At 62.6% G+C, this 13,354-nt stretch carries 6 protein-coding genes, 3 rRNA genes and 1 pseudogene; 9 read left to right on the top strand and 1 reads right to left on the bottom strand.

Translation table 11 applies throughout. From position 1 onward, the window contains the following. The first annotated feature begins 472 nt into the window (after positions 1–472). From ACQP2D_RS29780 to recN, 9 genes and pseudogenes are all read left to right on the top strand, one after another. A 16S ribosomal RNA gene (locus tag ACQP2D_RS29780) occupies positions 473–1,989 on the top strand. 329 nt (positions 1,990–2,318) lie between these two features. Then, positions 2,319–5,451 (top strand): 23S ribosomal RNA (locus ACQP2D_RS29775). A 119-nt stretch (positions 5,452–5,570) separates the two neighbouring features. Further along, positions 5,571–5,687: ribosomal RNA gene (gene rrf, locus ACQP2D_RS29770) — 5S ribosomal RNA — on the top strand. Together the 16S, 23S and 5S rRNA genes form the textbook arrangement of a ribosomal RNA operon. Before the next feature lie 769 nt (positions 5,688–6,456). Next, positions 6,457–7,521: pseudogene (locus ACQP2D_RS29765) on the top strand (hypothetical protein); the annotation flags it as partial. A 559-nt stretch (positions 7,522–8,080) separates the two neighbouring features. Further along, entirely contained in the window at positions 8,081–8,977 is an 897-nt protein-coding gene (locus tag ACQP2D_RS29760) for an HAD-IIA family hydrolase (RefSeq protein ID WP_433679238.1), read from the top strand. 13 nt (positions 8,978–8,990) lie between these two features. Continuing rightward, positions 8,991–9,335 (top strand): hypothetical protein, encoded by a 345-nt coding sequence (locus tag ACQP2D_RS29755; protein ID WP_433679237.1) that lies wholly within the window; start codon positions 8,991–8,993, stop codon positions 9,333–9,335. Between the two features lies 1 nt (position 9,336). Beyond that, positions 9,337–10,158: a TlyA family RNA methyltransferase gene (locus ACQP2D_RS29750; RefSeq protein ID WP_433679236.1), complete on the top strand. Its 822-nt coding sequence runs from the start codon at positions 9,337–9,339 to the stop codon at positions 10,156–10,158. After that, positions 10,155–11,153, top strand: coding sequence for an NAD kinase (locus tag ACQP2D_RS29745; RefSeq protein ID WP_433679235.1), 999 nt, complete (start codon positions 10,155–10,157; stop codon positions 11,151–11,153). Before ACQP2D_RS29750 ends, ACQP2D_RS29745 begins: the two co-directional genes overlap by 4 nt. Further along, positions 11,131–12,900 (top strand): DNA repair protein RecN, encoded by a 1,770-nt coding sequence (gene recN, locus ACQP2D_RS29740; protein ID WP_433679234.1) that lies wholly within the window; start codon positions 11,131–11,133, stop codon positions 12,898–12,900. The genes ACQP2D_RS29745 and recN overlap by 23 nt, the downstream gene beginning before the upstream one ends. Before the next feature lie 7 nt (positions 12,901–12,907). Here the strand turns inward: recN and ACQP2D_RS29735 are convergent, their stop codons facing one another. Beyond that, entirely contained in the window at positions 12,908–13,327 is a 420-nt protein-coding gene (locus ACQP2D_RS29735; protein WP_433679233.1) for an SRPBCC family protein, read from the bottom strand. Positions 13,328–13,354: the final 27 nt, after the last annotated feature.

Raw genomic sequence — 13,354 nt, 5'->3', positions numbered from 1 at the left:
ATTCGGACGTCCGCACCGCCTCTGACCTGCGAAATGACATGCGTGTAGTGCGGATTTGACTCGGCGTTCCCCGCCGCGTAACTTTGTCCAAGTCAGAGCGACACGGACACCGACCCGGAGCCGAAAGGCCTGGGAAACGAGGTAGGACGAGGAGCGCCTGACAGCCAGCAAGACCGGATCGGACGAGTGGCTTGACTCTGCTCGGGCGATTGGCTAGGCTGGAAAAGTTGCCTCAGGAAGCCCCCGGTGAGAATCCAGGGTCAACCTGCGTGCGTCTGTTCTTTGAGAACTCAATAGTGTGTCGATGAATGTCAGTGCCAAATATTATTTTGGTTCCGGCTCCTCATACCCCCGTGTGGTGGGGCTGGACATTTAAGTCAGCAAATACTTTTGCTGGCGTTTGATTTGCTAGGTTTTCGGACTCTAGTTTAGATACTTTTGATTGCATCCTTTGGGGTGTGATTGTGAGTCTTCAACGGAGAGTTTGATCCTGGCTCAGGACGAACGCTGGCGGCGTGCTTAACACATGCAAGTCGAGCGGTAAGGCCCTTCGGGGTACACGAGCGGCGAACGGGTGAGTAACACGTGGGTGATCTGCCCTGTACTTCGGGATAAGCCTGGGAAACTGGGTCTAATACCGGATATGACCATGGGATGCATGTCTTGTGGTGGAAAGATTTATCGGTACAGGATGGGCCCGCGGCCTATCAGCTTGTTGGTGGGGTAATGGCCTACCAAGGCGACGACGGGTAGCCGACCTGAGAGGGTGACCGGCCACACTGGGACTGAGACACGGCCCAGACTCCTACGGGAGGCAGCAGTGGGGAATATTGCACAATGGGCGGAAGCCTGATGCAGCGACGCCGCGTGAGGGATGACGGCCTTCGGGTTGTAAACCTCTTTCGACAGGGACGAAGCGTAAGTGACGGTACCTGTAGAAGAAGCACCGGCCAACTACGTGCCAGCAGCCGCGGTAATACGTAGGGTGCGAGCGTTGTCCGGAATTACTGGGCGTAAAGAGCTTGTAGGCGGTTCGTCGCGTCGATCGTGAAAACCTACCGCTCAACGGTGGGCTTGCGGTCGATACGGGCGGACTAGAGTACTTCAGGGGAGACTGGAATTCCTGGTGTAGCGGTGAAATGCGCAGATATCAGGAGGAACACCGGTGGCGAAGGCGGGTCTCTGGGAAGTAACTGACGCTGAGAAGCGAAAGCGTGGGTAGCGAACAGGATTAGATACCCTGGTAGTCCACGCCGTAAACGGTGGGTACTAGGTGTGGGTTTCCTTCCACGGGATCCGTGCCGTAGCTAACGCATTAAGTACCCCGCCTGGGGAGTACGGCCGCAAGGCTAAAACTCAAAGGAATTGACGGGGGCCCGCACAAGCGGCGGAGCATGTGGATTAATTCGATGCAACGCGAAGAACCTTACCTGGGTTTGACATACACCGGAAACCTGCAGAGATGTAGGCCCCCTTGTGGTCGGTGTACAGGTGGTGCATGGCTGTCGTCAGCTCGTGTCGTGAGATGTTGGGTTAAGTCCCGCAACGAGCGCAACCCTTATCTTATGTTGCCAGCGCGTAATGGCGGGGACTCGTGAGAGACTGCCGGGGTCAACTCGGAGGAAGGTGGGGACGACGTCAAGTCATCATGCCCCTTATGTCCAGGGCTTCACACATGCTACAATGGCCGGTACAGAGGGCTGCGATACCGTGAGGTGGAGCGAATCCCTTAAAGCCGGTCTCAGTTCGGATCGGGGTCTGCAACTCGACCCCGTGAAGTTGGAGTCGCTAGTAATCGCAGATCAGCAACGCTGCGGTGAATACGTTCCCGGGCCTTGTACACACCGCCCGTCACGTCATGAAAGTCGGTAACACCCGAAGCCGGTGGCCTAACCCTTGTGGAGGGAGCCGTCGAAGGTGGGATTGGCGATTGGGACGAAGTCGTAACAAGGTAGCCGTACCGGAAGGTGCGGCTGGATCACCTCCTTTCTAAGGAGCATCTGCACTACTCGGTTCGAAGAGTCGTTCTCGGGAGTGCCAGAGCCGCTTATGTCCTCGAATGTGGGACTGCGGAGCTCATGGGTGGAACGCTGACAGGTTTCATCGCATTGGATCAATCCTCGGTGGTTGGTCGCGGTGGATATATCGACACACTGTTGGGTCCTGAAAGAACAGGCGTTCTTTCCAGGCAAGATAACGATCCGATCGGGTTTCCGGTCATACCGACTCCAGTTTTTTGGGCTGGGGTGCTGGTGTCGGAGTTGGATTCTTTCGGGTGTGTTGTTTGAGAACTGCACAGTGGACGCGAGCATCTTTGTTAGTAAGTGTTTAAGAGCGTACGGTGGATGCCTTGGCACCAGGAGCCGATGAAGGACGTAGGAGGCTGCGATAAGCCTCGGGGAGCTGTCAACCGAGCTGAGATCCGAGGATTTCCGAATGGGGAAACCCAGCACGAGTGATGTCGTGTTACCCGCATCTGAATATATAGGGTGTGTGGAGGGAACGTGGGGAAGTGAAACATCTCAGTACCCACAGGAAGAGAAAACAATTGTGATTCCGTGAGTAGTGGCGAGCGAAAGCGGATGAGGCTAAACCATGCACGTGTGATACCCGGCAGGGGTTGCGTGTGTGGGGTAGTGGGGTCATTCTTCTCAGATCTGCCGGTCTGAGCGACAGTCAGAAACCGTTGGGTTAGTTGAAGTGGTCTGGAACGGCCTGCCGTAGACGGTGATAGCCCGGTAAGTGAAAACTCAACGGCTGTTGTGGATGATGCCCGAGTAGCAGCGGGCCCGTGAAATCTGCTGTGAATCTGCCGGGACCACCCGGTAAGCCTGAATACTCCCTGGTGACCGATAGCGGACTAGTACCGTGAGGGAAAGGTGAAAAGTACCCCGGGAGGGGAGTGAAATAGTACCTGAAACCGTGCGCTTACAATCCGTCAGGGCCTGCGCCTAGTTTACTAGGGTGGGTGATGGCGTGCCTTTTGAAGAATGAGCCTGCGAGTTAGTGGCATGTGGCGAGGTTAACCCGTGTGGGGTAGCCGTAGCGAAAGCGAGTCCGAATAGGGCGTTTTGAGTCGCGTGTTCTAGACCCGAAGCGGAGTGATCTACCCATGGCCAGGGTGAAGCGACGGTAAGACGTCGTGGAGGCCCGAACCCACTTAGGTTGAAAACTGAGGGGATGAGCTGTGGGTAGGGGTGAAAGGCCAATCAAACTCCGTGATAGCTGGTTCTCCCCGAAATGCATTTAGGTGCAGCGTCACGTGTTTCACGCCGGAGGTAGAGCTACTGGATGGTCTAGGGGGCCTACAAGCTTACCGAAATCAGCCAAACTCCGAATGCCGGTGTGTGAGAGCGTGGCAGTGAGACTGCGGGGGATAAGCTTCGTAGTCGAGAGGGAAACAGCCCAGATCGCCGGCTAAGGCCCCTAAGCGTGTACTAAGTGGAAAAGGATGTGGAGTCGCGAAGACAACCAGGAGGTTGGCTTAGAAGCAGCCATCCTTGAAAGAGTGCGTAATAGCTCACTGGTCAAGTGATTCTGCGCCGACAATGTAGCGGGGCTCAAGTACACCGCCGAAGCCGCGGCATTCACACAATACATCCGCACATCTCTACGGGGGTGTGTGCAGTGGTGTGGATGGGTAGGGGAGCGTCCTACAGCCTTGGAAGCAGCAGCGTGAGCTAGTTGTGGAGGCTGTGGGAGTGAGAATGCAGGCATGAGTAGCGAAAGACGAGTGAGAAACTCGTCCGCCGAATGACCAAGGGTTCCTGGGCCAGGTTAATCCGCCCAGGGTGAGTCGGGACCTAAGGCGAGGCCGACAGGCGTAGTCGATGGACAACGGGTTGATATTCCCGTACCCGTGTATCCGCGCCCAATGGCGAATCATCTGTGCTAACCATCCAAATGTGGAGGGATCTCCTTCGGGAGACCTGAAGCGGCTGCATGGGATCCTGGGTGTAGTAGTCAAGCGATGGGGTGACGCAGGAAGGTAGCTGGGCCAGTCAGTGGTTGTACTGGTGTAAGCCTGTAGGGAGAGCGGTAGGCAAATCCGCCGTTCATATATCCTGAGAGGTGATGCGTAGCCGATTGAGGTGAATTCAGTGATCCTATGCTGCCGAGAAAAGCCTCTAGTGAGTTGGTACACGGCCCGTACCCCAAACCGACACAGGTGGTCAGGTAGAGAATACTGAGGCGATCGAGAGAACTGTGGTTAAGGAACTCGGCAAAATGCCCCCGTAACTTCGGGAGAAGGGGGACCCGGTCTGGTGATGAGATTTACTCTCGGAGCTGGGTTGGGTCGCAGAGACCAGAGAGAAGCGACTGTTTACTAAAAACACAGGTCCGTGCGAAGTCGTAAGACGATGTATACGGACTGACGCCTGCCCGGTGCCGGAAGGTTAAGAGGACCGGTTAGCGCTTCGGCGCGAAGCTGAGAATTTAAGCCCCGGTAAACGGCGGTGGTAACTATAACCATCCTAAGGTAGCGAAATTCCTTGTCGGGTAAGTTCCGACCTGCACGAATGGCGTAACGACTTCTCTGCTGTCTCAACCACAGACTCGGCGAAATTGCATTACGAGTAAAGATGCTCGTTACGCGCGGCAGGACGAAAAGACCCCGGGACCTTCACTATAGCTTGGTATTGGTGTTCGGTACGGTTTGTGTAGGATAGGTGGGAGACTGTGAAGCAGGCACGCCAGTGTTTGTGGAGTCGTCGTTGAAATACCACTCTGGTCGTATTGGACTTCTAACCTCGGACCATGATCTGGTTCAGGGACAGTGCCTGGTGGGTAGTTTAACTGGGGCGGTTGCCTCCTAAAATGTAACGGAGGCGCCCAAAGGTTCCCTCAGCCTGGTTGGCAATCAGGTGTCGAGTGCAAGTGCACAAGGGAGCTTGACTGTGAGAGTGACAGCTCGAGCAGGGACGAAAGTCGGGACTAGTGATCCGGCACCGGCAAGTGGAAGCGGTGTCGCTCAACGGATAAAAGGTACCCCGGGGATAACAGGCTGATCTTCCCCAAGAGTCCATATCGACGGGATGGTTTGGCACCTCGATGTCGGCTCGTCGCATCCTGGGGCTGGAGTAGGTCCCAAGGGTTGGGCTGTTCGCCCATTAAAGCGGCACGCGAGCTGGGTTTAGAACGTCGTGAGACAGTTCGGTCTCTATCCGCCGCGCGCGTCAGAAACTTGAGGAAGGCTGTCCCTAGTACGAGAGGACCGGGACGGACGAACCTCTGGTGTGCCAGTTGTCCTGCCAAGGGCACTGCTGGTTAGCTACGTTCGGAAGGGATAACCGCTGAAAGCATCTAAGCGGGAAGCCTGTTCCAAGATGAGGTTTCTCACCACCCTCGAGTGGTTAAGGCCCCCCACAGACCATGGGGTTGATAGGCCAGAACTGGAAGCCCGGTAACGGGTGTAGGTGACTGGTACTAATCGGCCGAGGACTTACCAACAAAGAAGCTACGCGTCCACTGTGCGGTATCTGAAACAACACACAGACACCTGCTGTTCGATGAACAAAGAGATTGTTTCTTTGTTTGTCGTGGTGGGTGTGTGGATAGTTTCATAGAGTTACGGCGGCTATAGCGGTGGGGAAACGCCCGGTCCCATTCCGAACCCGGAAGCTAAGGCCACCAGCGCCGATGGTACTGCACTCGACAGGGTGTGGGAGAGTAGGACACCGCCGGAACATCCTTCACGATAGGGGACCCAAACTTGGGTCCCCTATCGTCGTTTATGCACCTAGATCTAAGCCGTGCTCGGGGTCCGACCGCCGACACATGATTGAATTCAGGGGTTCGACAACCTCTGGCGGAACCTAGAAAGGGGCCACCGTGTCGGAACAGAACGACGGCCGGAAGTCCTTCCGGCGGGGCGGTCCCGAGCGCGGCTCCGGTCAGCGCAACGAGGGTCCCGACCGCGATCGAGGCAGTGCCTCCCGCGACGACTCCACCGACCGAGGTAGCTCCGGCGAACGCGCTGGATTCAAACGCAGCGGCGACTCGAGCCCTCGAAGCAGCTCGGGTGACCGTGGCGGTTTCAACCGCAGCGGTTCCGGCGAGCGCGGTGGCTTCAATCGTGGTGACTCCGGTGAGCGCGGCGGTTTCAACCGTGGTGATTCCAGTGACCGTAGCGGCTTCAAACGTGGCGGCACCGGCGGCTTCAGACGCGGTGACTCCGACCAACGCGGCGATTCTTCCAGTGACCGCAGCGGCTTTGCTCGCGGTGGTTCCGGTGAGCGTGGAGGATTCAAGCGTTCGGGCGACTCTGGTGAGCGCGGTGGCTTCAAGCGAAGTGGCGATTCTGGTGAGCGGGGCGGGTTCAGCCGTGGTGATGCGGGTGCTCGCGCTGGATCCCAGGACCGCGGCGGCTTCAGTCGCCGTGAAGACTCAGCTCCGCGTGGCGGTGGTTCCGGTGATCGTGGAGGCTTCAAACGCGGTGGTGATGCCGGTCCGCGAAGTGACTCCGGTGACCGTGGCTACCGTGGCGGCTCGGGGGATCGCGGTGGTTCAGGCCGTGGTGGCTCGGGCGATCGCGGCGGATTCAGCCGTGGTGATTCAGGTGATCGTGGCGGCTTCACCCGAGGTGGTTCCGGCGAGCGCGGTGGCTTCAAGCGCGGCGGCGACTCGGGACAGCGGGGCGACGCTGGTGAACGCGGCGGGTCCAAGCGGCGTGAGGATGCTGGGCAGCGCGGTGGATTCAGCCGTGGTGGTGACTCTGGTGGCCGGGGCGGTTCTGGGCAGCGTGGCGGCTGGACTCAGCGTGGCGATGACCCGCAGGACCGCCGTCGGGGCGGCGAAGGCGCACGAGCCGGGGGCGGCTCGGCGGATCGGCGTGCACCGCGGCCGGAAGAGCCGGATCTGCCCGATGACGTTCAGGCGACCGATCTCGAAGTCGAGGTGCGCCGCGATCTGCTGAGCCTGGATAAGGGCAATGCCGAAACGGTTGCCCGCCACCTCGTGATGGCGGCTCGACTGATCGATGACGACCCGCGTGTTGCTCTGGCCCACGCACGAGCCGCCCGCCAACGTGCGGGTCGCATTGCCGTGGTCCGCGAAACCGCTGGCGTCACCGCTTACCACGCGGGTGAATGGGCCGAGGCGCTTTCCGAACTACGCACGGCCCGGCGGATGTCGGGTGGTTCCGGTCTACTCGCTGTGATGGCCGACTGTGAACGCGGCCTCGGCCGCCCCGAACGTGCCATCGAATTGGGCCGCAGCGATGAGGCCCGTTCCCTGAGCGGTGATGAGGCCACCGAACTCCGCATCGTGGTCGCGGGCGCTCGCATGGATCTCGGCCAGTACGACCAGGCCGTGGTCACCCTGCAAACCTCGGAACTGGACCCGGCCCGCACGGGCTCGGCCGCCGCGCGCCTCTTCTACGCTTACGCCGACGCACTGGTCGCCGCAGGCCGCACCGCCGAGGGCCTCACCTGGTTCCTCAATGCCGCCTCCGCCGATCTCGACGGCGAAACCGACGCCGAGGAACGTGCCGAAGAACTTACCGGCGACACCGACCAATAGCTGCCCGCGAGGCAACGCCGACCGTGAGGACCAAGCTGGGGCCCGTCGACCCAGAGGTGGTCGCTTCGTAGCGGCCCAGGGCACTGGCCTCCGGGGGAGGTGGCGTGAAGGACGGTGTCGGCTCTTCGCTCGACCGGCGCGGGTTAGGTCGGGTGGGTGGACAGCAGGACCACTTCGAGCGGCACAGGGAAGGGCAGGCCGAGGGCGCAGAACGCGCGGGCGAATATAGGTCGTGCTGGAAGGGGCGGTGCTGGAGCTGACCATGGCAGCCAACGTACGATGGGGAATCGAAAGTTTGTTCGATATCGATCGGTGGGCGAGGTGGCGGCGGCGAGTTGCTCCGACGCGGTTGGCGATGTCGCGCGACGCGCTGGCGATCTGGGCGAGTGTTCGGAAAGTGCTTGGGGTGCACTGTCGGTCGATGCCCTCATTCTTCCTGTCGGCGGGCTGGCGTAGGGTTCGAATGTCTCGGTCACTGCCGAGGAACTGTGGGCCGAGCGATCGGGCGTGCCCGGGAACAATGGCAAGGTGCCGGTCGGTGACATGAAGTGAGAGTGGTGTGAAGCGGCTACGAGATCGGTATGAGGCCCTGCTGCTGGATCTGGATGGCACGCTGTATCGCGGGCCCGAAGTGATCGAGGGCGCGCCGGAGGCATTGGCGGATTCCGTTGTGCCGCAGCGACTTGTGTATGTCACGAATAACGCGAGTCGCGGTCCGGATGTGGTAGCTCGGCATTTGGCCGAATTGGGATTCGTGGCGAATACCGATGACGTCGTGACGAGTGCGCAGGCGGCGGCGCGGTTGTTGGCGGAACGGCTCGATCCCCGCGCGACCGTGTTGATCGTCGGCACCGATGACCTGGCCAAGGAAGTGGACGCGGTCGGGTTGCGCTCGATCCGGCGCTTCAATGGCGCCGCACCCGACGCTGTCGTACAAGGACATTCGCCCGAAACCGCCTGGCCGGATCTGGCCGAAGCGGCCTACGCGCTGAGCGCTGACGCACTGTGGGTTGCCGCCAATACCGATAAGACGCTGCCGAACGAGCGCGGACTCGCGCCGGGCAACGGCGCCATGGTCGCGGCATTGCGCGCCGCTTCCGGCCGTGAGCCGCTGGTGGCGGGCAAACCCTATGCGCCACTGCTCGAGGATGCCCTGGTGCGCGCCGGAACGCGCAGCGCGCTGGTGGTGGGCGACCGCCTGGATACCGATATCGAGGGCGCCAACCGTGTGGGCCTCGAATCCCTGCTGGTCCTGACCGGCGTGAGCACCCTCGACGAATTGCGCGACGCCCCCGCGGACCGGATCCCGACCTACATCTCGGACTCATTGGACGCACTGAATCACCCGCCGGTCGACACCGACCCGAGCGACGGCGCCGCCGACTTGGCAGAACGCTTACGGCGTAACCCGGGAAGAGCCGTGACGGTGCGCGCGTCGGGTTCGGAAATCCGATAGCGTTGACCCCACGATGACTACTCCGATGCCACGCCCGAACGGATCCGGTACGCCCCAGCCCCATGGCCCCGGTACCTACGGCCCCGGCTCGAACGGACCCCGCCCCGGGCCGCCGGTGCCCGGCCAGCATCTGCCGGGCGCTCAGGGACGCCAGGAGCCCGCCGACCCCGCGAAGATTCGCGCCGAGATCGACGGGTTGCTGGCCGAACTCGACGCGCGTCCGGCCTGGACCGCAGTGGCGGCGACGCCGCCGATGACCGACTCCGATTCCGGCGCCGATATCACGCGGCGCGCCCGCATCCTGGAGCAGGCACATGAGGTGCTCGTCCAGGCTCTGGCCACGGTGGACAAGATCTGAGGTGGCCAGGCGCGCGCGGGTGGACGCCGAATTGGTTCGCCGCGGGTTGGCACGATCGCGAGAACACGCGGTCGAGCTGATCGGTGCGGGCCGCGTCCTGATTGCTGGAACGGTCGCCGTGAAACCGGCGACCGCTGTCGAGGCGGGCACGCCGTTGATCGTGCGCGAGGAGCCCGACGAAGTGTCGTGGGCATCGCGCGGTGCGCACAAACTGCTGGGAGCGCTGGCGGCGTTCGAACCGCAGGGATTGACCGTCGCGGGTAAACGCTGTCTGGATGCCGGCGCGTCGACCGGGGGTTTCACCGATGTGCTGCTCTCGAAGCAGGCGCGGGAGGTCGTGGCCGTCGATGTCGGGTACGGCCAACTGATCTGGCGCCTGCAGAACGATGACCGGGTGCGGGTCTTCGACCGCACCAATGTCCGCGCCATCACCCCCGACTCCATCGGCGGCACCGTAGAACTGGTAGTCGGTGACCTGTCGTTCATCTCGCTGGCTCTGGTGCTGCCCGCGCTCGCGGCCTGCAGCGCGCCGGGCGCGGACCTGCTGCCCATGGTGAAGCCGCAGTTCGAGGTGGGTAAGGAGCGGGTAGGCTCCGGCGGTGTGGTGCGCGATCCCGCATTGCGCGCCGAAGTGGTGCGCGATGTCGCGGCGGCCGCCGCCGAGTTGGGGTTGCGCACCGCCGGGGTGGTGGCCAGCCCGCTGCCCGGTCCCTCAGGCAATGTCGAATACTTTCTGTGGCTGCGTAAGGACGGGCAGTTCGAGTACGACGGCGAGCAGGTCGCGGCTCTGGTCGAGCGTGCAGTTGAGGAGGGTCCACAGTGAACGCGCTGACACCGGTCGAATCCAGGGAGATTCTGCTGGTTTCGCATCCGGGCCGGGCGGAGATCATCGAGACCGCCCATCGCGTCGCGAAGATCTTCGCCGACGCGGGCATCGGATTGCGCGTGCTCGCGGACGAGGCGGACAGCACCCGATTCGATATCGACTGTGCGCCCAGCGCACCGGTTGCGACGGCGGTGGCGGAACCGGGCGGATATCCCGCGCGCGTGGTCGAGCACTGCCCGGACGCGGCGGTCGGTTGTGAGATGGTGCTGTCGCTCGGTGGTGACGGTACTTTCCTCCGCGCGGCCGAATTGGCCAGGCCCGCCGGGGTGCCGGTGCTGGGAATCAATCTGGGCCGCATCGGATTTCTCACCGAGGCCGAGGCCGAACATCTCGATGAGGCGTTGGCGAGTGTGGTCCGCGGCGACTATCGCCTCGAACACCGGATGACCATCGATGTCACCGTCCGGGTGGACGACGAGATCATCGAAACCGGGTGGGCGCTCAACGAAGCCAGCATCGAGAACGCCGCACGGATGGGCGTGCTCGAGGTTGTTCTCGAGGTCGACGGGCGTCCGGTCTCGCAGTTCGGCTGCGACGGCATCCTCATTTCCACACCGACCGGCTCGACCGCCTACGCGTTCTCCGCGGGCGGCCCGGTGGTGTGGCCGGAGCTCGAAGCGCTGCTGGTGATTCCGAGCAATGCGCACGCCCTGTTCGCGCGGCCGCTGGTGACCAGTCCGGAGTCCAGGATCGCGGTCGAATCCGTTGCGGCGGGCCATGATGCGATAGTTTTCCTGGACGGCAGGCGGACCCTCGCATTGCCGAAGGGCGGGCGGCTCGAGGCGGTCCGCGGCGCCGAACCGGTGCGCTGGGTGCGTTTGGATTCCGCGCCGTTCGCCGACCGGATGGTGCGCAAGTTCCAATTGCCCGTGACAGGCTGGCGTGGGCGACGGCGAACGGAGAGCACACGTGCTGACAGAGATCAGGATTGACGGCCTTGGCGTCATATCGACGGCCACCGCGCAATTCCATGCGGGTCTGACGGTTCTGACCGGTGAGACCGGCGCCGGTAAGACCATGGTGGTGACCAGCCTGCACCTGCTCAGCGGGGCGCGAGCCGATGCGGGCCGGGTCCGGTTGGGTGCGGCGCGCGCCGTGGTCGAGGGACGGTTCACCGTCGACGAGGTGAATACGACCGCGCAGAAACAAGTGCAGGAAGTACTGGAATCGGCTGCGGCCGAACGCGATGACGACGGCAGCGTCATCGCGATCCGCACCGTCGGCAGTGACGGACGCTCGCGCGCGCATCTGGGCGGGCGCGGCGTACCTGCCTCGGTGCTGGCCGATTTCACCGCTCCGCTGCTGACCGTGCACGGCCAGAACGACCAACTGCGGCTGCAGCGTCCGGATCAGCAGTTGTCCGCGCTGGACCAGTTCGCGGCCGACGCGGTCGGCCCGCTGTTGCGCAAGTACCAGGTGCAGCGGCGATCCTGGCTCGCTGCCCGCACCGAATTGCTCGAACGCACCGCGCGCAGTAGGGAACTCGCCCTGGAGGCCGACCGGCTCAAACATTCGCTGTCCGAAATCGACGCCATCGCACCGGAACCGGGTGAGGATGTGCGCATTGTCGACGAGGTGCGCAGGCTCAGCGATCTGGATTCGCTGCGCGAGGCCGCCGCGGTCGCGCACGACGCATTGGCCGGTCCCGCCGATTCGCCCGAAGATGGTTCGGGCGCACTGGAATTGCTCGGCGCCGCGCGGGCCCGCATCGAATCGGCCGATGATCCGGCGCTGACCGGACTCGGTCCGCGACTCGGTGAGGCGATTGCGGTGATCGTCGATCTGACCACCGAACTCAGCGGCTATCTCGCGGATCTGCCTTCGGACCCCGGCGCCTTGGATTCGCTGCTCACCCGGCAGGCCGAGTTGAAATCGCTGACCCGCAAGTACGCGCCGGATATCGATGGGGTGATCGCGTGGGCCGATGAGGCGCGCACGCGCCTGGGCTCGCTCGATGTCTCCGAAGAGGCCTTGGCCGCATTGGCGGTGGAGGTGGATATCGCCGCGGAACGGGTTCGCGAGGCGGCCCGCAAATTGACTGCCGCGCGCACGAAGTCGGCGGGCAAGCTCGCCTCGGCGGTGAGCGCCGAACTCGGGGGCCTCGCGATGGGCAAGGCGAAACTCGAGGTGGTGGTGCGGCCGATGCCCGCGAGTCCGCAGGACTCGGCGCCGCTGACGGTGGACGGTACGGAACTGCACGCGGGGTCGACCGGTGTCGACGAAGTAGAGTTCCGGCTCTCGGCGCATTCCGGCGCGCAGTCATTGCCATTGAGCAAGAGCGCATCCGGCGGTGAGCTCTCGCGCGTGATGCTGGCACTCGAAGTGGTGCTCGCGAGTTCGGATCACGGCGCGACCATGGTTTTCGACGAGGTCGACGCCGGTGTCGGCGGCCGGGCCGCGGTCGAGATCGGTCGTCGGCTGGCCCGGCTGGCCCGCACCCATCAGGTGATCGTGGTGACCCACCTACCGCAGGTCGCCGCCTTCGCCGACACCCATCTGGTGGTGGACAAATCCGATGACGGCAAGGGCAAGGTGAACAGCGGCGTCCGCGCCCTGACCAAGGACGAGCGCGTCATCGAACTCGCCCGCATGCTGGCCGGTCTCGACGACACCGAAACCGGCCGAGCCCATGCCGAGGAACTGCTGGAAACGGCCCGCGCCGAGCGCGCTCTCGCTTGACGGCTGTTCAGCGCAGGGCTTTTTGCGCGCCCCTGATGAACTGGTTGATGAGGTTCTTGAGGCCCAACTCGACGACCTTCGCGGGGACAGGGAGGCTGGGCTCGGACTCCATCGTGTAGGAGACCAGGGTGCCGCCGTCGGCGTCGGCGAAATTGATGGTGCCGACGTGGCGCTTTACCGGCGCGCCCTTGACGATCTTGTACTCCATCAGCTCGCCCGGGACCAACTTGGTGGTCTCCTCGACGATGCCGATTCCGCCCTTGCCGATCAGGTACTGCGCGCCGACGCCGTTCGGGACCGGGGTGCCGGGCGTCTTCAGTGTGAAGTCCACCGGAATGTACGGGTTGATACCGTCCCGCTCGGTGAAGAATTTGTAGACGACATCGCGCGGTGCCGCGATGACGACGTCAACGGTGCTGCTGGCCATACTGTCTCCTCTTCGAGATATCTGTGA

This window comes from Nocardia sp. CA-119907 (genome assembly GCF_050955995.1).
Classification (GTDB): domain Bacteria; phylum Actinomycetota; class Actinomycetes; order Mycobacteriales; family Mycobacteriaceae; genus Nocardia.
This window is presented reverse-complemented; position numbering and strand designations above follow the sequence as displayed.